At 62.1% G+C, this 23287-nt stretch carries 17 protein-coding genes; 10 read left to right on the top strand and 7 right to left on the bottom strand.

Annotated elements, in window-relative coordinates; genetic code table 11:
• Positions 1–11: 11 nt before the first annotated feature.
• Positions 12–1934 (bottom strand): PrkA family serine protein kinase, encoded by a 1923-nt coding sequence (locus tag ACP7D4_RS07560; protein ID WP_426208476.1) that lies wholly within the window; start codon positions 1932–1934, stop codon positions 12–14.
• Between the two features lie 573 nt (positions 1935–2507).
• Between ACP7D4_RS07560 and ACP7D4_RS07555 the strand changes: the two genes are divergently transcribed.
• On the top strand, positions 2508–3515 hold the full coding sequence (locus tag ACP7D4_RS07555) for an adenosine deaminase (RefSeq protein WP_426208474.1): 1008 nt from the start codon (positions 2508–2510) through the stop codon (positions 3513–3515).
• Between the two features lie 36 nt (positions 3516–3551).
• Complete coding sequence (locus ACP7D4_RS07550) at positions 3552–6107, top strand: ABC transporter permease (RefSeq protein WP_426208472.1); 2556 nt, start codon at positions 3552–3554, stop codon at positions 6105–6107.
• 30 nt (positions 6108–6137) lie between these two features.
• Here the strand turns inward: ACP7D4_RS07550 and ACP7D4_RS07545 are convergent, their stop codons facing one another.
• Together ACP7D4_RS07545 and ACP7D4_RS07540 are read right to left on the bottom strand one after the other, a co-directional pair.
• Positions 6138–7139, bottom strand: coding sequence for a response regulator (locus ACP7D4_RS07545; RefSeq protein WP_426103240.1), 1002 nt, complete (start codon positions 7137–7139; stop codon positions 6138–6140).
• Positions 7140–7168: 29 nt separating this feature from the next.
• A complete protein-coding gene (locus ACP7D4_RS07540) occupies positions 7169–8464 on the bottom strand; it encodes a sensor histidine kinase (RefSeq protein ID WP_426208470.1) in 1296 nt (431 codons plus the stop codon).
• A 170-nt stretch (positions 8465–8634) separates the two neighbouring features.
• Between ACP7D4_RS07540 and cqsA the strand changes: the two genes are divergently transcribed.
• From cqsA to ACP7D4_RS07525, 3 genes are read left to right on the top strand one after another with little or no spacing between them, the layout of a single operon-like run.
• The gene (gene cqsA, locus ACP7D4_RS07535; RefSeq protein WP_426208468.1) at positions 8635–9876 is read left to right on the top strand and encodes an alpha-hydroxyketone-type quorum-sensing autoinducer synthase; all 1242 of its coding nucleotides are present in this window, start codon (positions 8635–8637) and stop codon (positions 9874–9876) included.
• Positions 9876–10277: a group II truncated hemoglobin gene (locus ACP7D4_RS07530; RefSeq protein WP_426104769.1), complete on the top strand. Its 402-nt coding sequence runs from the start codon at positions 9876–9878 to the stop codon at positions 10275–10277. The genes cqsA and ACP7D4_RS07530 overlap by 1 nt, the downstream gene beginning before the upstream one ends.
• Positions 10278–11591, top strand: a complete 1314-nt coding sequence (locus tag ACP7D4_RS07525; RefSeq protein ID WP_426104758.1) for a DNA recombination protein RmuC — start codon at positions 10278–10280, stop codon at positions 11589–11591.
• Between the two features lie 403 nt (positions 11592–11994).
• Here ACP7D4_RS07525 and glp read toward each other — a convergent pair whose 3' ends face one another.
• From glp to ACP7D4_RS07505, 4 genes are all read right to left on the bottom strand, one after another.
• Positions 11995–13278: a gephyrin-like molybdotransferase Glp gene (glp, locus tag ACP7D4_RS07520; protein ID WP_426208466.1), complete on the bottom strand. Its 1284-nt coding sequence runs from the start codon at positions 13276–13278 to the stop codon at positions 11995–11997.
• Complete coding sequence (mobA, locus tag ACP7D4_RS07515; protein ID WP_426104755.1) at positions 13275–13898, bottom strand: molybdenum cofactor guanylyltransferase MobA; 624 nt, start codon at positions 13896–13898, stop codon at positions 13275–13277. Before mobA ends, glp begins: the two co-directional genes overlap by 4 nt.
• A complete protein-coding gene (gene moaA, locus ACP7D4_RS07510; RefSeq protein ID WP_426208464.1) occupies positions 13899–15029 on the bottom strand; it encodes a GTP 3',8-cyclase MoaA in 1131 nt (376 codons plus the stop codon).
• Positions 15030–15142: 113 nt separating this feature from the next.
• Positions 15143–18355 (bottom strand): Rne/Rng family ribonuclease, encoded by a 3213-nt coding sequence (locus tag ACP7D4_RS07505; RefSeq protein WP_426208462.1) that lies wholly within the window; start codon positions 18353–18355, stop codon positions 15143–15145.
• A 688-nt stretch (positions 18356–19043) separates the two neighbouring features.
• Between ACP7D4_RS07505 and ACP7D4_RS07500 the strand changes: the two genes are divergently transcribed.
• From ACP7D4_RS07500 to ACP7D4_RS07480, 5 genes are all read left to right on the top strand, one after another.
• Positions 19044–20036, top strand: a complete 993-nt coding sequence (locus ACP7D4_RS07500; protein WP_426104751.1) for an RluA family pseudouridine synthase — start codon at positions 19044–19046, stop codon at positions 20034–20036.
• 58 nt (positions 20037–20094) lie between these two features.
• The gene (locus ACP7D4_RS07495; protein WP_426208460.1) at positions 20095–20754 is read left to right on the top strand and encodes an HAD-IIIA family hydrolase; all 660 of its coding nucleotides are present in this window, start codon (positions 20095–20097) and stop codon (positions 20752–20754) included.
• Positions 20733–21143: a Rieske (2Fe-2S) protein gene (locus ACP7D4_RS07490; protein WP_426208459.1), complete on the top strand. Its 411-nt coding sequence runs from the start codon at positions 20733–20735 to the stop codon at positions 21141–21143. Before ACP7D4_RS07495 ends, ACP7D4_RS07490 begins: the two co-directional genes overlap by 22 nt.
• 7 nt (positions 21144–21150) lie before the next feature.
• Positions 21151–22149, top strand: a complete 999-nt coding sequence (locus tag ACP7D4_RS07485; protein WP_426208458.1) for a S49 family peptidase — start codon at positions 21151–21153, stop codon at positions 22147–22149.
• A gap of 396 nt (positions 22150–22545) precedes the next feature.
• Positions 22546–23283, top strand: a complete 738-nt coding sequence (locus tag ACP7D4_RS07480) for a GNAT family N-acetyltransferase (RefSeq protein ID WP_426208456.1) — start codon at positions 22546–22548, stop codon at positions 23281–23283.
• Positions 23284–23287: the final 4 nt, after the last annotated feature.

Here is a 23287-nt window from a genome sequence, read left to right as displayed (position 1 = left end):
CACGCGGCGGACTATGACGACTTGCGTACCCGCAAATACCATTCGCACAGCAAGCGCACCTGCTTGGCGGTGTAACCTTTTTCCACCATGCGGGCAACGAAGTCGGCGTGCTTGTTGGCGTCTTCCGCGCTTGCCTTGGCGTTGAACGAAATGACCGGCAACAGCTCCTCCGTGTTGGAGAACATTTTCTTCTCGATCACGGTACGGAACTTTTCATAGCTGGTCCAGGCGGGATTCTTGCCGCCGTTGGTCGCCCGCGCCCGCAGCCCGAAGTTGACGATTTCGTTTCGGAAATCCTTGGGGTTGCTGATGCCGGCCGGCTTTTCGATCTTTTCCAGTTCGTTGTTCAGCGAATCGCGATCGAAGCTCTCGCCCGTGTCCGGATCGCGGAATTCCTGGTCCTGGATCCAGAAGTCGGCGAACGTGACGTACCGGTCGAAAATATTCTGGCCGTATTCGGAATAGCTTTCCAGGTAAGCGGTCTGGATTTCCTTGCCAATAAATTCGACATAGCGCTGCGCCAGGTGTTCCTTGATATACGAGAAATAGCGCTGTTCGGTCTCGGGCGGAAATTGCTCGCGCTCGATCTGCTGCTCCAGCACATATAACAGGTGCACCGGATTGGCCGCCACTTCGGTGTTGTCGAAGTTAAAGACCTTGGACAGGATCTTGAAGGCGAAGCGGGTCGACAAGCCATTCATGCCTTCGTCCACACCCGCGTAATCGACGTACTCGTGCATCGACTTTGCCTTGGGATCGGTGTCCTTCAGGTTTTCGCCGTCGTAGACCAGCATTTTGGAGAAGATCGATGAATTTTCCGGGTCTTTCAGGCGCGACAGAATGGCGAACTGGGCCATCATTTTCATGGTGCCGGGCGCGCACGGGGCGTTTTCCAGCGACGAATTGCGAATCAGCTTGTCGTAGATCTTGATCTCGTCGGCCACGCGCAGGCAGTAAGGCACCTTCACGATATAAATTCGGTCGAGGAAAGCTTCGTTGTTGCGGTTGTTGCGAAACGTTTTCCATTCCGACTCGTTCGAGTGGGCCAGGATGATGCCGTCGAAGGGAATCGCGCCGAAGCCTTCGGTGCCCTTGTAGTTGCCTTCCTGCGTCGCCGTCAGCAGCGGGTGCAGCACCTTGATCGGCGCCTTGAACATTTCCACGAATTCCATCAAGCCCTGGTTGGCCAGGCACAGGCCGCCCGAATAGCTGTAAGCGTCCGGATCGTCCTGGGCATAATCCTCGAGCTTGCGGATGTCGACCTTGCCCACCAGCGAGGAAATATCCTGGTTGTTTTCGTCGCCAGGTTCGGTCTTGGAAATGGCGATCTGCTTGAGCACCGACGGGTAGCGCTTGACCACGCGGAACTGGTTGATGTCGCCGTTAAATTCGTGCAGGCGCTTGACGGCCCACGGGCTGGGGATGGTGCGCAGGTAGCGACGGGGGATGCCGAAGTCTTCTTCGAGGATCACGCCGTCTTCGTCTTCGTTGAACAGGCCCAGCGGCGACTCGTTGACGGGCGAACCCTTCAGGCAATAGAAGGGCACCTGCTCCATCAGTACCTTGAGTTTTTCCGCAATTGACGATTTGCCGCCACCGACCGGGCCCAGCAGATAGAGGATTTGCTTGCGCTCTTCAAGGCCTTGCGCGGCGTGCCGGAAGTAAGAGACGACTTGCTCGATGACTTCCTCGGTGCCGTAGAACTCCTTGAACGCGGGATAGATCTTGATGACCTTGTTGGCGAAGATGCGCGACAAACGCGTATCGTTACGCGTATCGACCAGCGTGGGCTCGCCAATGGCTGCCAGCATGCGTTCCGGGGCGCTGGCGTAGGTCTGCTTGTCCTTCTTGCACAGTGTCAAATACTCTGAGAGGGAATATTCCTCTTCCCGGGTACGCTCGTAGCGAGCTGCGTAGTTGTCAAAAATGGTCATTTGAATGTCCTTTAATGGGCTAACACTACATCACTGTCACTGGCAGGGATTTATTGGCGTTCCGTCCAGGCCGATTGCTTTGCGTACTCCTCTTTGAATCGTTACGACCATTCCAAGTTCCAATCTTTCTGAAACAAAAAAACGTGTAACGACGTTTTATTTTTGTTCCGGATTCCTCCGGTGAATTGTGCGTGCTGCAAGGTATTCTTACGCCTATGAAATTAATTATGTGCCTAATAGTTCTGGAAGTCAAAGCAATGTCGTGTGAGCGAATGTAACCGAATTAAGCGGTTGATTTAAAACGAAAAAAGTTCAACTTTATGTGGATAAAGCGTGACGTTTCGGGGTGATTCATCGCGCTTTCATATGCTTATTGCCACACGCTTTAGAGGGGCCGGGAAAGTAGTGCGCCGCATCCACAGAGGGCCGTTACATAGTGCACGATCTGGGCGGCCGATGGCGCACGAACATGGCGCGCGTGTCACACTTTCAAGGCCCGTCCAATCGGTCCGGCGCGCTTGCGCTACACTGCATGATTTGCAGCACGCCCCACCAACGCCACGGAGTATCCTCATGCCGAACGACCAACTGCGCGCCATTGTCCAACAGATGCCGAAGGCGGAATTGCACATCCATATCGAAGGTTCGCTCGAGCCCGAGCTGATCTTTGCACTCGCGCAGCGCAACGGCATCTCCCTGGCTTACCCATCGGTCGACGCCTTGCGCGCCGCCTACGCGTTTACCGATCTGCAATCGTTCCTGGACATTTATTACGCCGGCGCCAGCGTTCTCATTAAGGAGCAAGATTTTTATGACATGACCGCGGCCTACCTGGCGCGCGCGGCAGCCGACAATGTGGTGCATGCCGAAATCTTTTTCGACCCGCAAACCCACACCGAGCGCGGCATTGCCTTCGAGACGATGATCAACGGCATCTGGCGCGCCTGCCAGGATGGCCCCATCAGTGCCGGCCTGATCATGTGTTTCCTGCGCCACTTGTCCGAAGAGGAAGCATTGGCCACGCTCGAGGATGCCTTGCCGTTTCGCGACAAGCTGATCGGCGTCGGCCTTGACTCTTCGGAGCAAGGCCATCCGCCGGAAAAGTTCGCGCGCGTGTTCGCCCGTTGCCGCCAGCTGGGGCTGCACCTGGTGGCCCATGCCGGCGAGGAAGGTCCGCCCGCCTACATCAGCACCGCGCTCGACGTGCTGCAGGTGGAGCGGATCGATCACGGCGTGCGCTGCCTGGAAGATGCCGCGCTCACCAGTCGCCTGGCGCGCGAGCAGGTGGCGCTGACCGTGTGCCCGTTGTCGAACGTCAAGTTGCGCGTGTTTGGCGACATGGGATCGCACAACTTGCTCGACTTGCTCGACGCCGGTCTCTTGGCCACGGTCAACTCGGACGATCCCGCGTATTTTGGCGGCTACATGAATGATAATTTCCTGGCCGTATTTGATGCCTTGCCGCTCAGCCGTGTGCATGCCCAGCGCCTGGCCCGCAACAGTTTCCTCGCCGCCTTTCTCGATCCCGTGCAAAAGCAGGGCTACCTCGATGAAGTCGACCGTTTTTTCGCCACTATATAAATAGACGCGCCAACTCCTTTCCCGATGCCGACCGTCATGTCCACTCCCATGCGCACCCCGATCCTCGCCCAATCCCTGCGCATGACCGCGCGCGACTGGCGCGCCGGCGAGCTGCGCTTTTTGCTCATTGCCCTGATTGTTGCCGTGTCCGCGCTGTCGGCGGTGGGGTTTTTCATCGACCGCATGCGCGCCGGGCTAGAGCGTGATGCGCACCAACTGCTCGGCGCCGACCTGCTGATCAACGCCGACTCCCCGCTGCTGCCGGCCTGGCGCGCGGAAGCGTTGCGGCGCGGCCTGGTGCTGGCCGACACCGTCACCTTTCCCAGCATGGCGCAGGCGGGCGAGGGCGAGCAGTCGGTGGCCCAGCTGGCCTCGATCAAGGCCGTCTCGCCCGGCTACCCATTGCGCGGGCAACTCAAAATCACCACCGACGCATCGCAGGCCACGTCCGCGCTCGGCGTCAAGACCGACGCCACGCCGGCCAGCGGCACGGTCTGGGTCGACCCCAACATCCTTACTGCCCTCAAGAGTCGCGTGGGCGGCACCATCAAGGTGGGCGACAAGGATTTCACGATCACGCAACTGATCGCCTCCGAGCCCGACCGGGGCGCCTCGTTCGCCAATTTTGCGCCGCGCGTGATGCTCTCGACGGCCGACCTGGCCGCCACGGGCCTCATCGACAACGGTTCGCGCGTGACGTACCGCCTGCAAGTGGCCGCGCCGACTTCCCGCGCGCTGCCCGCCGTGGCCGCTTACGAAGCCTGGCTCAAAGAGCGCATCGAGGCCGGCGCCATCAAGGGCGTGCGCGTCGAGTCGCTTGAAAACGGGCGCCCCGAAATGCGCGCCACGCTGGAGCGCGCCGACCGCTTCCTGTCGCTCGTTGGCCTGCTTTCGGCGATGCTGGCGGCGGTGGCCGTGGCGATGGCGGCGCGCCGCTTCATGCTGCGCCACCTGGACGCCTGCGCCATGCTGCGCTGCCTGGGGCTCACGCAAAACCAGGTCACGGTGCTGTACCTGACCGAGTTCGCGCTGGTCGGCCTGGTGGGCAGCGCGCTGGGCGTGCTGGTGGGGCTGGGCGGGCATCTGGTGCTGCTCGAACTGATCGGCAAACTGATCGAAACCGAGCTGCCGCCGGTGTCCTGGATGCCGGCGCTGCAGGGCGTCGTCACCGGCATGCTGCTGCTGGTCGGCTTTGCGCTGCCGCCCATCCTGCAACTGCGTAACGTGCCGCACAACCGCGTGATCCGGCGCGAGCAGGCCGCTCCCGCACCGCTGGCGCTGGCCACCTACGCGCTGGGCGTGATCGTGTTTGCGCTGCTGCTGCTGTGGCAGGCGGGCGACCTGAAACTGGCGCTGGTCACGGCCGTCGGCTTTCTGGGCGCCTTTGGCGTGTTCGCGCTGGCCGGCTGGCTTGGCCTGCTCTCGCTCAAGCGCCTGCGCGGCGCCATCGACAACCAGAGCTGGCGCTTTGCCGTCACCTCGCTGCAGCGGCGCCGCGGCGCCACCATCGTGCAGGTGGTGTCGCTGGCGCTCGGCCTGATGGCGCTGCTGCTGCTGACCGTGGTGCGCGGCGACCTGATGGCGGCCTGGCGCAGCGCCACGCCGCCGGACGCGCCGAACCGCTTCATCATCAACATCATGCCCGACCAAAAGGCGGATGTGGCGCGCCGCCTGGCAGCGGCCAAGGTGGCCGCGCCGGTGCTGTACCCGATGATCCGCGGGCGCCTGACGGCCGTCAACGGCGTGCCGATCACCGGCGCCACTTATGAAGATGAAAACGCCAGGCGCATGTCGGACCGCGAATTCAACCTCTCGACAACCACCGACCTGCCGCCCACCAACCGCATCGTGGCGGGCACGTGGTACCAGGACAAGCCGGGCGTGGCCGAAGCATCGGTCGAGCAGGGCATCGCCACCACGCTGCGCTTGAAACTGGGCGACGTGATGCGCTTCGACGTGGGCGGGACGCTGGTGGACGCCAAGGTCACCAGCTTGCGCAAGCTTGAATGGGGTTCGATGCGGGCCAATTTCTTCGTCATCATCAATCCGTCCGCGATGGCGAACACGTCCCAGACCTACATGACCGCCTTCCACCTGCCGCAAAACGCATCGGGACTGACCAATGAACTGGCGCGCGCCTATCCTAACGTATCGGTGATCGACGTCTCGGGCATCATCCGCCAATTGCAAGATGTGCTTGACCAGGTGGTGACGGCAGTCGAGTTCCTGTTCGCCTTCACGCTGGCGTCGGGAGTGCTGGTGCTGTATGCGGCTTTGATGGGTTCGCAAGATGAACGCACGCGCGAGTCGGGCTTGCTGCGGGCGCTGGGCGCCACGCGCCGGCAGCTGGCGCGCGCGCAGTGGATCGAGTTTTCGCTGGTGGGCGCCCTGGCCGGCCTGTTGGCCGCGAGCGGCGCGGCGGCGCTGGGGTGGGCGCTGGCAACCTACCAATTCAAGTTCGAATGGACGTTCAGCCCGACGGTATGGCTGGCCGGCGTGGTGGTGGGCGCCGCCTGCGCCGTCATCGGCGGCTGGCTAGGATTGCGCCACGTCCTCAGCCAGCCGCCCCTGCAAACGCTGCGCGAAGCCTGACCCCGGGTGCCGTGATGCAGTCGCGAATTGTTACAGCGCCGGTTCGCGCTCGTGCAGGTAGTCGGAAAACGAGGTGGCCATCTCCGCCAATTCGCCCGGCGCCAGCTTGAACAAGGCCCAGTAATATTTTTGGGCGCCCTCGCACACCTGCGCCGGCGCGATGTATTTGTGCCAGCCGGCCGCAAAGTCGGCCGAGTACATGCCGTCGCCTTCGCGAAACCACGGGATGATGCAGCGCTCGCGCAGCGCCACCAGCAACGATTGCGGCGCCTCGTTGTCGCAGGCGACTTCATAGTGCGACGTCATGCTGGCCTCGGTTTCGACCACCATCAACTGCGCCTGCCCGTCGGCGTCGTACATCAAGATGCCGGCCGGGTTCGAGAACACGTAATGCTCGACGATCCGCTGCTCTTTGAGGATGCCCTTGACCAGCTGCGCGAACACCGGGTCGCTGACAAAGCTGTAATTGTGCAGCGCGAGCAGTTCACGCAGCGGATCGGACCTGGCTGCGAAATATTCGCGCTGGAGCGCCACGATCTCGGCCTCGAGTTTGTCGAGCGCGTCGTCGTCGCTCTTTTTGATGTAGCGGTCGATCAGGCCGCGGTTGAAGGCGTCCACCGCCACCTTTTCATCGGCCACACCGGTAAACAGAATCTTCTTGCAGGGCAGGTGGGCCAGCGCTTCGCACAGCTGCACCCCGTTCATCTGCGGCATCGAGTAGTCGACCACGAGCACCGAGGGCGTCACGAAGCGCCTGCGCTCAAAGCTGATGCGGTGGATCTGGTCGACGTCGAAGGTGACGTTGGCCTGTTCGTGCGAATTGGGATAGGTGTCATAGCTGGCGCACAGCTTGTTTTGGTGCGCCTCGTCGCGCCCGCCCTGGCCCGTCAGCCACGCGATCGCGGAACTGGTGTCGTGGAAGGCTTTGCTGGCCAGCGCCGGGTCGAGCTGGAACGAGAGGCTTTTCAGGAAGCTGTCGCTGTCGTCGATCAGGACGGTCAGGCTGGGATGGTGATAAATCGGCAGTGGCATGGAGCGGTATCCTGACAGAGTGGGGGCGATTACTTTGCTTTGGCGAGTTGGACCGGGGGGAATTCGAGGACGAAAATGGTGTACGCCCACTCGCGCGAGACGCAGCGGATGCGCGCCTTCCAGGCGTCCACGATTTCCTTGCACAGCGCCAGGCCGATGCCCGATCCCGATTTGGGCGGGTACGAATAAAAGCGCTTGAAGATCATCGGCAGCTGTGGCGCCGGAATGCCGCAGCCGGTATCGATGAACAGCAAGCGCGGGGTGGCGCGCTTGCCGTCGATGATGATCCGGATGCGACCCTTGCCGGCGCGGTGCAGCGCCTTGAGCGCGTTGCGCAGCAGGTTGAGCAGGATGACGACCGACAGTTCATGCTTGCCGGCGAAGGTGAAGTCGGCCCGCACGTCGATCCTGACGGCGTCGCGCTGTGACTGCGCGGTGAACGGATAGCGCCGCATGACCGATTCGACCACCTCCTGCATCGAGACATATTCGTCCGCTTCAAGCTGCTCGTTGACGGCCGCCGCCGACAGCAGGAACAGGTCGACCATGTGGTTCATGTGGTGCACTTCGTGCTGGATGCGCGTCATCGCTTCGCTCATCTCGTGCCAGTCGGCAGGCGACGGATTGGCAGCCGCGTTCAGGCGCCGGTGGATGCCGCGTACATTGGCGTCCACGCTCACCAGGGGCGTTCGCAATTCATGCGAAACTGTGGCCAGGCCCTGCGCCATGCCGGCCAGCTTTTCGTTAGCCAGCACGCGCCGCCCGACCTTGGACACCGCCACCACGACAATGGTAAAGGCGTAGATCGGCAGGTTTTGCAGTACCTGGTGGCTGCTTAAAAAAGCCGGGTCGCCAACCAGCGCGAACAGCGCGCAGGCGGCGGCCACGCCGGTCGCAAACGACATCAGCGCCCACGCGGTCGAGAAGTGAAACAGCACGATCAGCGCCACCAGCAGCGACTGGCTCCACACGCCGGAGGCATGGTTCATCAGGAACAGGAAGGTGAACTGGAATGGCAGTACGTAGGTGACGGCCACGAACAGGTAAGTGTCGCGCAGCGGGCCCTTGAACAGCGTGCCGGCCCATGGCGCCGGCACGCACAGGGCCGCTCCCACCAGGCGCAGGGGCAGGCTCTCGTAGGCCTGCGGGAAGACGTAGGTCCAGATCAGGTAATAAGTGGGCATGCCGAGGCAGCCTATCCACGCCAGCACGATGTAGCGCCAGGTGGCGTGATCGAATTTGCGTTCATAGCGCTGCACGGCCCGCAGCGAACTTTGCTGCAGCCGGCGTCTGGTCGTTTCAAAAGTGCGGCTCAGCAAGCCCATCTGCAGCCATCTCGTAAGTTCTTGATATTTATCAAATTGATTCGCATCAATCGTAATCCTGTCTTATGTTGACAATGGATAACTTGATTTAGATCAAACATCGTCGATGTTGCACCAATGCCAATAATTGAAGGCAGAAAATGAAATTTCTTTTCTCAGGAGAAATCATCATGACATCTGCCGCAAATCAAACGTTAAACCCCATCCGCGCCGAATTGCGCATGCCTTCTTTCGTAACAAAGCGTATGGACGAGCATTATGTGACGCGGGTTCAACAACTGCTCGGCGGTGAACACATGCATGTGTGGAAGCCGGCCGGCGCCGGCGCACTTATGCTTGCCGGCAACGATTACCTGTGCATTGCCAGCGAGGGTAAGCTGCTGGCGGCCCAGGCGCGTGCGCTAGGCGCTCACCAGGGCATGCTGATGTCGTCGGTGTTTCTGCAGGAAGGCAGCAGCCAGCACCGGCTGGAAGCCAAATTTGCCGCCTTCATGGGCGCCGAGGATGGCATCCTGGCGCAATCCGGGTGGGCTGCCAACGTGGGCCTGCTGCAGACGATCGCCGAACCGGGCGTGCCGGTCTACCTCGACATGCTGGCCCACGCCTCGCTGTGGGAAGGCGTGCAGTCGGCGCAGGCGCTGGGCGTGCCTTTTTTGCACAACGATGCGGGCCACCTGGCGCGCCAGGTCGCCAAGCACGGCGCCGGCGTGATCGTCGTCGATGCTCTCTACAGTACCAATGGCAGCATCGCGCCGCTGCATGAGATTGTCGCCATTGCCGAACGCAGCGGCAGCATCCTGATTGTCGATGAATCGCATTCGCTCGGCACGCATGGGCCGCGCGGCGCCGGCATCGTGGCCGAACTGGGGCTGGCCGATCGGGTGCACTTTCGCACCGCCTCGCTGGCCAAGGCGTTTGCCGGGCGGGCGGGCTTTTTGACGTGCTCGAGTCACTTCAAGGGTTACTTTTTGTCGGCTTCGCGCCCGGCGATTTTCAGCTCCTGCCTGCTCGAACACGAGCTGGCCTGGTTCGACGCCGCGCTCGACTTCATCGCGCTCGCCGACGCGCGCCGCAGCGCGCTGCACGCCAGCGCGCGCACGGTGCGCGCCGGCCTCACAGAACTGGGCTACAACGTTGCCGACGGCAGCGAGCAGATCATCGCGCTTGAAGCCGGGCCGGAGCCCAAGACGCTGGTGCTGCGCAAGGCGCTCGAGCGGCGCGGCATTTACGGCGCCGTGTTCTGCGCCCCGGCCACGGCCAAGAACCGCTCGCTGGTGCGCCTCACGCTCAATGCCAGCATGAACGGGGACGACTGCGCGCGCCTGCTGGACGCCTGCGCCGACATGCGGCGCGAAGTGGACCTGGACGGCTGGTCGTCCACGCGCCGCCTGCGCCGGCTGACGCTGGTATGATGTCGGCCATGGATGAACCACAAACTTTATACAGCGTGATCGGCGGCGGCGAACGCGTGCGCGAACTGGTTGACCGCTTCTACGACCTGATGGAACTGGAACCGGAGTTCGCCGGCATTCGCGCCATGCATCCGGTGCCGATGGACAGCTCGCGCGACAAGCTGTTCATGTTCCTGTCCGGCTGGATGGGCGGCCCGGACCTGTTCGTCGAACAGTTCGGGCACCCGCGCCTGCGCGCGCGCCACCTGCCGTTTGCCATTGGCTCGTCCGAACGCGACCAGTGGCTGCGCGCGATGGCGTGGGCGATGGAAGACATCGGCATCGAACAGCCATTGCGCTTGCGCCTGATGGAGTCCTTCTACCAGACTGCGGACTGGATGCGCAACAAGGCTGACGAATAGATGACCGACACCCAGTTCTGGCTTCTGGCTGCGGCAGTGGTGCTGGTGCTGGTGCTGCAGGTGGCAGCGCTGTTGCGCGCCGGCGCCGTAGATGCGCTGGAGCGCCTTGAACGCGAGTTGCGCCTCGAGGTGCAGGGCGGCGCCCAGGGCACGCGCCAGGAACTGGCGGCGGCATTGGCGCAGTACCACGGCGCCACCGTCCAGCAGCTTGACAGCATGCGCCAGCAGATCCACGTGGCCAGCAGCAGCGGGCGCGAAGAGCAAGGGGCCACGCTCAAACGCTTTGCCGACACCATGAACCAGACCCTCTCGACGCTGACCGAGTCGAACGCGCAGCGCATGCTGGAAGTGCGCGCCACGCTGGAAGCGCGCATCAAGGACCTGCAGACCGACAACGGCACGCGGCTCGAGGAAATGCGCAAGACGGTCGACGAGAAGCTGCACGCCACGCTCGAGACGCGCCTGACCGAATCGTTTCGCCACGTCTCGGAGCGGCTTGAAAAAGTGCACCAGGGACTGGGCGAAATGCAGCAGCTGGCGATCGGCGTGGGCGACCTGAAGCGGGTGCTCACCAACGTCAAGACGCGCGGCACCTGGGGCGAAGTGCAGCTGGAAATGCTGCTCGAACAGGTGCTCACGGTGGACCAGTATGCCAAGAATGTGGAGACGATTGCCGGCAGCGGCGCGCGGGTGGAGTTTGCGATCAAGCTGCCCGGGCAAATCGACGGCGGCGCGCCGCTCTGGCTGCCGATTGACGCCAAGTTCCCCAAGGAGCAGTACGAACGCCTGATCGACGCGGCCGAGCGGGCCGACGCCGACGGCGTGGCCCAGGGTGGGCGCGAGCTGGAACGCGCGGTGCGGCTGGAGGCGAAAACGATCTGCGACAAATACGTCTCGCCGCCGCAGACGACCGACTTTGCGATCCTGTTCCTGCCTACCGAAGGCTTGTATGCGGAAGTGATGCGTAGGCCCGGCCTGGCCGACGACCTGCAGCGCACCTTGCGCGTGTCGATTGCGGGGCCGTCGACGCTGGCGGCCATTTTGAACAGCTTGCAGATGGGCTTTCGCACGCTGGCGCTGGAGAAGCGCTCGTCTGAAGTGTGGCAGGTGCTGGGCGCGGTCAAAACCGAGTTCGGCAAGTTCGGCGACGTGCTGTCGCAGACTAGGCTGACGCTGGAACGGGCGGCCAAGAACATTGAGAACGCGGAAGTGCGCAGCCGCCAGATGGCGCGCAAGCTCAAGTCGGTCGAAGCGCTGCCAAGCGAGGCCGCCCAGCTGATGCTGGGGCCGGAAGAAGACAGCCAGGGGCCGTAGGGCGGATAAGCGCAAGCGCAATCCGCCATGCGCCGTCGGCGACGCTTGGCGGATTGCGCTTCGCTTATCCGCCCTACGATGGCTTCTACACCAGCCCGTCGAACAGCATGATGTCGACCGTGTCGCCGGCGGCCGGAAGAAGACAGCCAGGGTCCGTAGGGCGGATAAGCGTAAGCGCAATCCGCCGTGCGCCGTCGGCGACGCTTGGCCGATTGCACTTCGCTTATCCGCCCTACGATGGCTTTTACACCAGCCCATCGAACAGCATGATATCGACCATGTCGCCGGCGGCCGGAAGAAGACAGCCAGGGTCCGTAGGGCGGATAAGCGCAAGCGCAATCCGCCATGCGCCGTCGGCGACGCTTGGCCGATTGCGCTTCGCTTATCCGCCCTACGATGGCTTTTACACCAGACCGTCGAACAGCATGATGTCGACCATGTCGCCGGCGGCCACGTTGCCTTGTTCGTCGTGCAGCACCACCATGCAGTTCGCCTCCGACATCGAGCGCAAAATCCCCGAGCCTTGCGAACCGGTGATGCGCACCTGCTGTTGGCCATCCTCGCCGAGCGCCAGGATGGCGCGCTGGTATTCGGTGCGGCCCGGCTTTTTGCGGATCGGCGCCGCCGCCCTGGCCTTGACCAGCAACAGCGGCGCCTCGGCCCCCATCATGCGCAGCAGCGCGGCGCGCGCGAAAAAGTAGAACGACACCATCACCGCCACCGGATTGCCGGGCAGGCCGAACAAGAATGCCGTATGGCCGTTCGCGGCGACGCGACCAAAAGCGAGCGGGCGGCCCGGCCGCATGCCGATTTTCCAGAACGTGACGTCGCCCATTTTGGCCATGATGTCGCGCGTGTAGTCGGCCGCGCCGACCGACACCCCGCCCGAGGTGACGATGGCGTCGGCGCCGGCACACGCTTCGCGCAGCGCCGCTTCCAGCGCTTGCGGCTCGTCGCGCACAATCCCCATGTCGATGATCTCGCAACCGAGGCGCGTAAGCATGCCGAACAGCGTGTAGCGGTTGCTGTCGTAGACGCAGCCGGCATCCAGCGGCTCGCCAAGCGAACGCAATTCGTCGCCGGTTGAAAAAAAGGCGACGCGCAGGCGGCGCCGCACGCGCACCTGCCCGATGCCGAGCGAGGCCAGCAAACCCAGGTCGGCCGGGCGGATGATCTTGCCGCTTTTCAGCGCCGCGCTGCCGGCCATCAAGTCTTCGCCGGCGAAGCGGCGGTTCTCGCCAATGCCAATGGAACCGGGCGCGATGGTGATACTGTGCTCAGTGATGGCCGCCACGTGCTCTTGCGGGATCACGCTGTCGCAGCCGGCCGGCATCACGCCGCCCGTCATGATACGGATACACTGGCCAGGCCCAGGAACTGTATCAGATGGCCGGCCCGCGTAGACAGTGCCGACCACCGACAGCGTGGTCGGCCCGTGGGCGTCGAGTTCGGTGCCGCGCAAGGCATAGCCGTCCATCGCCGAATTGTCGTGCGCGGGCACGCTGATCGGCGAGATGATGTCGGCCGCCAGCACGCGGCCAAGGGCCGACAGCAGGGCGACGTCTTCGACGCCGCCGACCGGTTCGATGAATTGGCTGATGATGCGCTGCGCGTCGCGCACCGGCAGTGCATCGGGATCGTAGCCGGCCAGGCAGCTCGTGACTTCACTCAGGGTGGGAGAACTCATGCGTCTTTGTCGTCTTCATATTGCTGCAGTTCGCGCAGGGTATTGATGTTGCGGAAGGCGCCGGCGTCGGCAAAGCGCGCGCGCGCCACATTGATGCCGGCGTACCAGCCGTCCATGCGTCGTCCTCCGCCGGCCAGGTAGGCTGACAGCTGTGGCAGGGCGCTCGCTTTGATCAGCGCGAACACGGGATGCGGCTGGATGCGCGTGGTGCCGTCGCCAGAGACTTCTTCGGTCTCGGCCAGCGCCAGGTCGGCGCCGGCGTCCTGCATGGCCGCGTGCAGGCGCGCCACCAGGTCTTGCGGCAGAAAAGGGGAGTCGCAGGGAGCACTCACCAGCAGATCGGTGCGGCAGCGGCGCAAGCCCGTTTCCAGCCCGGCCAGCGGGCCTTCGAAGCCGGCCAGGTCATCGGGCCAGACTGGCGCGCCGAAGGTTGCATAGGTCTCCAGGTTCTGGTTGGCGTTAATGGCGATGGATGCGACCTGCGGGGCCAGCGTGCGCATCACGTGCGCTACCATTGCCTGGCCGCGAAACGGCTGCAAGCCTTTGTCGACCGTACCCATGCGGCTGCCGCGTCCGCCCGCGAGAATGAGGCCGGTGATGGTTGCGGGATCGATCGTCAATCAGCCTCCGATATACGACATCTCGACCCTGCGCTCGCCCGGCGCTTCGGCGTTGGCGATGCCGCTGGTGCTGATGGTGTTGATGGTGCGGGTTTCGGAATAGCGGTCGGCGCGCACGCGCCACAAGGCGCCAATCGCGCTCGACATTTCGGCATCGCTGCGACCGTCGCGCAGCAGTGCGCGCAGGTCGTGCCCGCGGGTGGCGAACAGGCAGGTGTACAGCTTGCCCTCGGTGGACAGGCGCGCCCGCGAGCAATCCTTGCAAAAGGCTTGGGTCACACTGGAAATCAAACCGATTTCGCCCTCGCCGTCGGCATAGCGCCAGCGCGCCGCGGTTTCGCCGGCGTAGTTGGCGAGCACCGGTACCAAAGGCATCTCGGCGGCGATGCGGCGCACCACCTCGGACGAAGAAATGACTTCGGCCAGGTTCCAGCCGTTGGAGGCGCCCACGTCCATGTATTCGATAAAGCGCAGGATGGATGGCGTGCCTTTGAAGTGGCGCGCCATCGGCACGATTTGCGCGTCGTTCATGCCGGCCTTGACGACCATGTTGATCTTGATGGGGCCAAGGCCCGCAGCATGGGCCGCGTCGATCCCGGCCAGCACGTCGCCGACCGCAAAGTCGACATCGTTCATGCGCTTGAAGGTGACGTCGTCGAGCGAGTCGAGCGAGACGGTGACGCGGTTCAGGCCCGCATCCTTCAGGGCGCGGGCTTTTTTTGCCAGCAGCGAACCGTTGGTGGTCAAGGTCAGGTCGAGCGGGGCGCCGGAAGGCGTGCGCAGGGCACTGAGCATGCCGATCAGTTTTTCGACATTCTTGCGCAAGAGCGGCTCGCCGCCGGTCAGACGCAGTTTTTCGACGCCGTGCGCGACGAACAGCGCGGCCACGCGCGTGATTTCCTCGAACGAGAGCAGCGACGAATGGGGCAGGTAGGCGTAGTCCTTGTCGAACACTTCCTTGGGCATGCAGTACACGCAGCGGAAATTGCAGCGGTCGGTAACCGAAATGCGCAGGTCGTGCAGGGGGCGCCCCAGCGCGTCGGCCAGCAGCCCGGTGGGCGCTTCCAGTTGCGCGGGAATTGCGGGGGCGGGCGAACGGGCGTCGCCCAGCATGATGATTTTTTCGGCCATGCCAGTACGATAGCACGAGGGCCGGATATGCACAGGTGGGCCTCGCTTTGACGGGGAAAGCTGGCGAAAAAAAAGGGAAGCACGAAGCTTCCCTTTTTAAGATCGCTACCGGATTACTGGCGGCTAGTGTCCACCTGGATCAGTGGCTCGTCCACCTGCGGCGGCAACGGCTTGCGCTCGCGCGGTACGTGTACTGGCTGGGCCGCCTGGGCTGCCGCTTCCTGGGCTGCGCGCAGCTTGTCAGGATCGGTCGCCGCCAGCGTCAAGCCAGCCGAGCTGAGGATCTCATTCAGATCCGCAACGGGCTTGATGACGGCTGGGGCTGCTACAGGTACTGGCGCAGGGGCTGCGGCAGGCGCTGGTGCAGGTGCAGGCGCAGGTGCAGGGGCAGGTGCAGGTGCAGCCTCAACCACTGCTGCAGCTTCGGCAACTGGTGCCGGCGCTACCTCGACCACGGCATCAGCTTCGGCTTCCGGCGTGAAAATGGTCTGCGGGACCACGGGGGCAGGAGCGGCAACGTCGACCGCTGCTTCGACGGCAACGTGCGCTGCGAGCGTTTCCTCGGCAACGATCACCGTGGCAGGTTCGACAACCACGACCGGCTCCGGCGCTGCAACGACAGGTGCCGGTGCAGGAGCTGGTGCAACATCTACAGCAGGAGCAGCTGCAAGGGCGGGAGCCGGTGCAGGTGCAACGGCAACCGCAACAGGAGCAACAGCGGCAGCATGACGGTATTCCGACACCGGTACCGGCGCTGCAACGGCAGCAACAGGCTCCGGCGCTTCGACCGGTGCATAGGCGGCAACTGGCTCTGGCGTTTCCACCGGTGCATAGGCTTGCATCGGCGCGGCAGCTTGCTCAGTAGCTACGGCAGGTGCTGCCGGAACCGTAAAGCTTGCTTCGTGCGCAACGCCGTCGGCATCGTTCTCGCCGGCGTCGTTCTCGGTGCCTTCGCCGTCCACGCCTTCAACGCCCTCGCCACCTTCGCGGTCGCGGCGGTTGCGGTTGCGGCCACCACGACGGCGGCGGCGGCGCGGCTCGTCGCCATTGGCTTCGACTTCGATCTCTTCGCCGTTCGGGCCGATGGCGGTCACCATTTTTGGCGCCACGATCACGTCGAGTTCGCCGACAGGACCGGCGTTTTGCACTTCAGCTGCGAACGGAGCGGCTGCCATCTCATCGAGCTTGCTTTCGGCTACCGGGGTGCGGTAGTCGGCGCGCTCGCGCGGTGGGCGCGGGGTGCGCTCAGGGCGCTCGCCGCGTTCAGGACGCTCGCCACGTTCGGCGCGCGGCGCCGGCGCCGGCGTTGTAGAGACGTCGGCCGGATCGCGCGCTTCGCGTGGCTCGCGCGGTGGGCGCGGCGTACGGGGCGGGCGCACCGGCTTGTCGGCATCGGCTGCCTTGACGCTGTCGTTTTCGCTTGCAATCTTGCTGCCCGGCTCGCGTTCTTCACGTTCGCGTCCGCCCGGCTTGCCGCCACGGCTGCGGCCACGGGGGCTGCGGCTGTTGCGGTCGGCCCCATTGCGATCGGTTGCCGTGGTTAATGCGGTCTTGACCGGCGCCACTGGCGCTGGTGCAACAACTGCAGGCTCTTCGACCCCGCGGAAGAAGTTCATCACCTTGGTGAAGAAACCCACTTCCACTGGTGCAACGAGAACGGGCACCGGCACGGGGACTGGCAGCGGCTTGGGCGCTTCGGTACGGTCGACCATTGGCGCTGGCTGGGCCGGGGTAATCGTCTTGACGACGGCTTCCTGGCGCGGCTTGGCTTCTTCTTTCTCGCGCTTGCTGTAGCCCATGTCGGTTTCCGCCGACTCGGCCAGACTGTAGCTCGACTGCACGTCTTCCAGGCGCGGATCGTCGTGCTTGATGCGCTCGAGCTTGTAGTGCGGCGTGTCGAGGTGCTTGTTCGGGATCAGAATCACGCTGATGCGATGACGGCTCTCGATTTTCAGCACTTCGCCGCGCTTTTCATTGAGTAGGAAAGCGGCAACGTCCACCGGCACCTGCACGTGAATGGTGGCCGAATTTTCCTTCATGGCCTCTTCCTGGATGATGCGCAGGACTTGCAGGGCGGACGATTCGGTGTCGCGGATGTGGCCGGTGCCGGAGCAGCGCGGGCACGTCACGTGGCTGCCTTCGGACAGCGAAGGGCGCAGGCGCTGACGCGACAGTTCCATCAGGCCGAAGCGGGAAATCTTGCCCATCTGGACGCGTGCGCGATCATGGTGCAGCGCGTCTTTCAGGCGTTGTTCGACTTCGCGCTGGTTTTTTGCCACTTCCATGTCGATGAAGTCGATGACGATCAGGCCGCCAAGGTCGCGCAAGCGCAACTGGCGGGCCACTTCTTCGGCCGCTTCGCAGTTGGTATTAAAAGCGGTGGTTTCGATGTCCGAGCCGCGCGTGGCGCGCGCCGAGTTGACGTCGACCGAAACCAGCGCTTCGGTGTGGTCGATGACGATCGCCCCGCCCGACGGCAAAGGCACCGTGCGCGAATACGCCGTTTCAATCTGGTGTTCGATCTGGAAGCGCGAAAACAGCGGCACATCGTCGCTGTAGCGTTTTACGCGGTGCACCATGTCGGGCATCACGTGGCTCATGAACTGGTGCGCCTGCTCGTAGATGTCGTCGGTGTCGATCAGGATTTCGCCGATGTCGGGCTGGAAGTAGTCGCGGATGGCGCGGATAACGAGCGACGATTCCTGATAGATCAGGAACGCGCCGTTGCCCTGCTTGCCGGCGCCTTCGATCGCGCGCCACAGTTGCATCAGGTAATTCAAGTCCCACTGCAGTTCTTCGACATTGCGCCCGATGCCGGCGGTGCGGGCAATCACCGACATGCCTTGCGGCAGGTCCAGCTTGTCCATGGTTTCGCGCAGTTCCTGGCGCTCTTCACCTTCAACACGGCGCGACACGCCGCCGCCGCGCGGGTTGTTCGGCATCAGGACCAGATAACGGCCGGCCAGCGATACAAAAGAAGTCAGCGCCGCGCCTTTATTGCCGCGCTCTTCCTTTTCGACCTGGACCATGATTTCCTGGCCTTCGCGCAGCGCTTCCTTGACCGAAGCGGTACGCACATCGACGCCTTCGCGGAAGTAAGTGCGGGCGACTTCTTTAAATGGCAGGAAACCGTGGCGGTCTTCGCCGTAGCTGACGAAGCAGGCTTCGAGCGATGGCTCGATACGGGTGATGACGCCTTTGTAAATATTGGATTTGCGCTGTTCGCGCCCTGCGGTTTCGATATCGATATCGATCAGTTTCTGACCGTCGACAATCGCGACGCGCAATTCTTCTTGCTGCGTTGCGTTAAACAACATGCGTTTCATTTTTATAAACTCCGCGGCCCGTAGGCCGTTCCAGTGCCGCCTTGTCAGGGCGGCAAAAAGTACAGGGGATGTACGCTAGAAGGGGAGAGCTGGAGGGTAATGCCTTAGCGTTGCGGTGCAGCGATGCGAGAAGCAACGCGGCCGCAACAGGGCGCAGTGAGGTCGATCGACATGCCGAGTGCACGCATCACCTGCAACTTGCCTGTATCGGCCCGGTCAGAACCGGGGGCGCAGGCAAAGCCAGGCGGTGAGCAATTCAGTGAGCCAAACCGTAGCCAGACAACATACCTAACTTCGATACCGAGGCATACTTTCTGCCTATATCCTCAAGCCCTGGTATGAGGCTGAACAATCGGGTCGGGCGAAAACGACAAGCGTTATCGACGCCAACATCCGGCGAGCTGACCATCAACACCGGCCAGCTTGCCAGTACTTATCCTTAAAATTCCAAGCCATCCACATCAGCAGCCCTGCGCGCTATCCGATTACAACAACGGTGCAACCTTGACCCGCGCAAAACTGTGCATACACATTTTTTCCATCGAATTTGCAATTTGGCGAGGCCGATGGAGACGCCCCTGTGTAAAATATCGTTTTAATTCTTACACCAGCAGAGGTTTGACCGCCGCCTGTCGATTATATATTCAAAATGAAGGACTTAGAGAGAATTTCTGGGAAGACAGAGCAAATGAAGATACAAACCGATGTTGCTCCCCCTTCAACACAGGCGACCCCCCAAGCATACTTTGTCACCATCTCCGAAGAAGACGCCGGCCAGCGGATAGATAATTATCTGTTAAGAGTTTGCAAAGGCGTCCCCAAGAGCCATATCTACCGCATCCTGCGTTCCGGCGAAGTACGCGTCAATAAAGGCCGGATCGACCAGCTGTACCGGCTGGTGGCCGGCGACGTGATCCGCATTCCCCCGGTGCGCGTTGCTGAAAAGTCCACGGCCGTGGTGCCGGGCGCAGAATTTACGATTTTGCACGAAGACAGCCATATTCTCGTCATCGACAAGCCGTGCGGCGTGGCCGTGCACGGTGGCTCGGGCGTGTCGTATGGCGTGATCGAACAATTGCGCGCCGCCCGGCCCGACGCCAAGTTCCTGGAACTGGTGCACCGGCTGGACCGCGAAACGTCGGGCCTGCTGATGCTGGCCAAAAAGCGCTCGGCGTTGACCAACCTGCATGAGCAAATGCGCGACGGCCTGACTGACAAGCGCTACCTGACGATGGTGTATGGCGACTGGAAAAATGCGCGCCAGCACATCAAGCTGCCGCTGCATAAATTTACGACGCCCGAAGGCGAGCGCCGTGTCTGCGTGCAGGCGGGCGGGATGGAGTCGCACACCGTGTTCACCTTGTTGCGAAAATTTAACAAATTCGCCTTGCTGGAAGCCGAGCTGAAGACAGGGCGTACCCATCAGATCCGGGTACATCTGGCTTCGTCCGGCTTTGCTATCGCAGGTGACGACAAATACGGTGATTTCGCGCTTAACCGCGTGCTGCTCAAGGCTGATGACACGCGCGGCGCGCTCAAGCGCATGTTCCTGCACGCACATCAAATTACGTTTACCCACCCGGAAACGGGCAAGCCCATGACACTCAACGCGCCGCTGGCCGGTGAACTTGAGCGTTTTTTGCTAAGCTTGGGGAAACCTTTAACTATCGCGACACGCTGATTCTGCGTTTCGCCTTCCGACATTGACAGGAGCCGGCCGCCACAAGCGGCTGAAATACATGGCACGAAAGCAATTTGACCTGATCGTTTTCGATTGGGATGGCACCTTGATGGATAGCACTTCCGCCATTGTGAAGTGCATCCAGGCATCCGCACGCGACCTCGGCTTGCCGATACCTCATGACGACGATGCCTCGCATGTGATCGGGCTCGGCCTGCACGAAGCGATGCAGGCTGTGATGCCCAATATCGATCCGGCGTTCTACCCCAAGATGGTGGAGCGCTACCGCATTCATTTCCTCTCCAAGCACCATGAATTGGTGCTGTTCGACGGCGTACGCGAGATGTTAAATGAACTGTCGCAAGATGGCTATTTCCTGGCCGTTGCCACGGGTAAGAGTCGGGTCGGCCTGAACCGGGCCCTGAACGCCGTCGGCCTGCTGTCGTTGTTTGACGCCACGCGCTGTGCCGACGAGACATTCTCAAAGCCGCACCCGGCCATGCTGCAAGAGCTCACGCGCGAACTGGGCCAGGACTTGAAGCGCACCGTCATGATCGGCGACACCACGCACGACCTGCTGATGGCGAGCAACGCCGGCGCAGCGGCCGTGGCGGTGCAGTATGGCGCCCATCCAAGCGACCAGCTCGACGCGTGCAAGCCGCTGTTTTCAGCCGCCACGGTCGGGGAACTGCACCAATGGCTGGCAACGAACGCATGAGGCTTGACGGCGCCATCTTGGTGTGCGCTTCCGGCGCGGTGCTCGAAGGTGGGCGCGGCGTGCGCTTTGACGTGCGCGCCTTTGGCGACAAGGCAACCGGCTTTGTGGTGCGCTACAGCGGCATGGCCTATGCCTACCTGAACCGCTGCGCCCACGTGCCCATCGAGCTGGACTGGGCGCAGGGCGAATTTTTCGAGTCGAGCGGGCTGTATCTGATGTGCTCGACGCACGGCGCCATTTACGTGCCCGAGAGCGGCTTTTGCGCCGGCGGGCCGTGCAAGGACGGACGGCTGCGCCCGATCGGCCTGCTGGAAGAAGACGGCAATATCTATTGGACGCCCGACGAATTCATCAAGCCGCCGGCGGCCGGACCCACTCCACACGGATGAAGACCCTATGAGCGAGACCCCCCGCAGCGACTTGCCGCACGAAACCCCGGCGCTGACGCTGCCTAATGGCAACTGGGAGCGCGATACGCTGGAAAGGTTGGTGTTCGCCACTGTCAACGAGCGCCGCGCCGCGCGCCGCTGGGGCATTTTTTTCAAGCTCAGTTTTTTACTGCTGGCGTTTTTTGCGCTGTGGTCGCTCTACGACTTCAACTTTACCGGGGCGGACGGCGACTTGGTCGGTAAGCACACGGCGCTCATTGAAATCAAGGGCGAGATCGAAGATGAAGGCAGCGGTTCGGCCGATGTTGTCATTCCAGCGCTAAACAAGGCGTTTTCGGACTTGCAGTCGGTTGCCATTGTGCTGCGCATTAACAGTCCAGGCGGCAGTCCCGTGCAGGCCGGCATCGTCGTCGATGAAATTCAGCGCTTGAAGCGCGGCTATCCGCACAAGAAGGTGTACGTGGTGGTGGACGAAATTTGCGCGTCGGGCGGGTATTACATTGCCGCCGCGGCCGACCAAATTTATGTGAACAAGGCCAGCATCGTGGGTTCGGTCGGCGTGCTGATGGATGGCTTTGGCTTTACCGGCACCATGGAAAAGCTGGGCGTGGAGCGGCGATTGTTGACTGCCGGCGAAAACAAGGGTTTTCTGGATCCGTTCAGCCCGCAGTCCGACAAGCACAAGGCGCATGCGCAATCGATGCTCAACGAAATTCACCAGCAGTTCATCGCCGTCGTGCGCAGCGGGCGCGGTGCGCGCCTGAAGGAAACGCCGGAAACCTTTTCAGGGCTGTTCTGGAGCGGCGCCCGGGCGGTTGACATGGGACTGGCGGACGGCTTTGGTACGGTTGAAACGGTGGCGCGCGACGTGATCAAGGCCGAAGACGTGGTTGACTACACCGCGCATGAAGGCTTGCCGGAGCGGGTGCTCAAAAAGTTTGGCGCGGCGGTGGGTGCCGGCGCAATCAAGACGCTGCATGCTGGCAGCCGGCCGAGCGTCAGGTGAGGTTAATCAATATTTCCCTTGAATGTTGAGACAGGTGTTCTATAGTGGAGATGTAGTCTTTGCAAAGGGGGCAATATAAAAAGTAACTGTGAGTGGACACCAAACCTATAGATGATTCACGGACTGCATTACTATGCGGCATTGAGAGAATTTATATTCCTCGCAAGTTGTCCTCGAATGGGGACCCGAAAACGACAGCGCAATGCTGTCGTTTTCATTTTGTATGCTCAGCATGAGCGAAGTGACGCGCAGCGGCCAAGGATGCACGCCTGCCGGTCGTGGGTCGTGGGTCATGGGTCTTGGGTTGTGGGTCATGGGCCAGTTTTTACCGCTTTCAAAGTCCCTTGATGTGTAATAAAGTGCAATCTTCAAGAACCCACAATTTCTGACTGCATAATGAATATATCCCTGTCCTCTATTGACAAGAGCCGCTTCGGCATCACGACCGCCAAGATGCAACTGTCAGGCGATGAGCCAGTCCCTGATATCAATGCCTGGTGCGACGCAAACTCCGTGGAGTTGCTAATTGCCCGCTGCCGCTGCGACGATATTGCGCTGGTGCAGAAGCTGGAAGCGGATGGGTTTTTCCTGACCGACACGCTGGTGTATTACCGCAACAAGGAACTGACGCAATCGGCAGACGTGCTGAAGGAAGGCTATAGCACGCGCTTCGCGACGGCCGCGGACGCCGCAACAGTCGGTGCGCTGGCGGAGGTCACGTTTGCGGGCTACACTGGGCATTACCATGCCGATCCACGGCTTGCGTCCGCCGATTGCGATGCGGTCTACTCATCGTGGGCGGCGAGTTCTTGCGCCAGTACCGCAGTGGCTGACCAAGTCATATTGATCGAGCATGGCGGCAAAACCGTCGCATTCGCAACGGTGAAAAAGGTCGAAAGTTACATGATGGAGGGGGTGTTGTTCGGCGTGTCACCGGAGCACCAGGGGCGCAGTCTGTACAATGCTTTGATGTTGCTTGCTCAAAACTGGGCAATGAACCATAACTTTAAGCAAATGATTGTCTCCACCCAAGTGACCAACTTGGCCGTGCAAAAAGTATGGTGCCGCCAGCGGTTCGAGCCGTTCAAGAGCTACTATACCTTCCACAAGTGGTTTGCGAAACCGGCCCGCTGAGCCG

This window comes from Massilia sp. TWP1-3-3, from assembly GCF_049897805.1.
Lineage (GTDB): Bacteria > Pseudomonadota > Gammaproteobacteria > Burkholderiales > Burkholderiaceae_D > Telluria_A.
This window is presented reverse-complemented; position numbering and strand designations above follow the sequence as displayed.

What these genes read in the sequence shown, in the direction of transcription:
- ACP7D4_RS07560 (WP_426208476.1), bottom strand. Translation starts at nt 1,934, where the DNA reads ATGACCATTTTTGACAACTACGCAGCTCGCTACGAGCGTACCCGGGAA.
- ACP7D4_RS07555 (WP_426208474.1), top strand. Translation starts at nt 2,508, where the DNA reads ATGCCGAACGACCAACTGCGCGCCATTGTCCAACAGATGCCGAAGGCG.
- ACP7D4_RS07550 (WP_426208472.1), top strand. Translation starts at nt 3,552, where the DNA reads ATGTCCACTCCCATGCGCACCCCGATCCTCGCCCAATCCCTGCGCATG.
- ACP7D4_RS07545 (WP_426103240.1), bottom strand. Translation starts at nt 7,139, where the DNA reads ATGCCACTGCCGATTTATCACCATCCCAGCCTGACCGTCCTGATCGAC.
- ACP7D4_RS07540 (WP_426208470.1), bottom strand. Translation starts at nt 8,464, where the DNA reads ATGGGCTTGCTGAGCCGCACTTTTGAAACGACCAGACGCCGGCTGCAG.
- cqsA (WP_426208468.1), top strand. Translation starts at nt 8,635, where the DNA reads ATGACATCTGCCGCAAATCAAACGTTAAACCCCATCCGCGCCGAATTG.
- ACP7D4_RS07530 (WP_426104769.1), top strand. Translation starts at nt 9,876, where the DNA reads ATGTCGGCCATGGATGAACCACAAACTTTATACAGCGTGATCGGCGGC.
- ACP7D4_RS07525 (WP_426104758.1), top strand. Translation starts at nt 10,278, where the DNA reads ATGACCGACACCCAGTTCTGGCTTCTGGCTGCGGCAGTGGTGCTGGTG.
- glp (WP_426208466.1), bottom strand. Translation starts at nt 13,278, where the DNA reads ATGAGTTCTCCCACCCTGAGTGAAGTCACGAGCTGCCTGGCCGGCTAC.
- moaA (WP_426208464.1), bottom strand. Translation starts at nt 15,029, where the DNA reads ATGGCCGAAAAAATCATCATGCTGGGCGACGCCCGTTCGCCCGCCCCC.
- ACP7D4_RS07505 (WP_426208462.1), bottom strand. Translation starts at nt 18,355, where the DNA reads ATGAAACGCATGTTGTTTAACGCAACGCAGCAAGAAGAATTGCGCGTC.
- ACP7D4_RS07500 (WP_426104751.1), top strand. Translation starts at nt 19,044, where the DNA reads ATGAAGATACAAACCGATGTTGCTCCCCCTTCAACACAGGCGACCCCC.
- ACP7D4_RS07495 (WP_426208460.1), top strand. Translation starts at nt 20,095, where the DNA reads ATGGCACGAAAGCAATTTGACCTGATCGTTTTCGATTGGGATGGCACC.
- ACP7D4_RS07490 (WP_426208459.1), top strand. Translation starts at nt 20,733, where the DNA reads ATGGCTGGCAACGAACGCATGAGGCTTGACGGCGCCATCTTGGTGTGC.
- ACP7D4_RS07485 (WP_426208458.1), top strand. Translation starts at nt 21,151, where the DNA reads ATGAGCGAGACCCCCCGCAGCGACTTGCCGCACGAAACCCCGGCGCTG.
- ACP7D4_RS07480 (WP_426208456.1), top strand. Translation starts at nt 22,546, where the DNA reads ATGAATATATCCCTGTCCTCTATTGACAAGAGCCGCTTCGGCATCACG.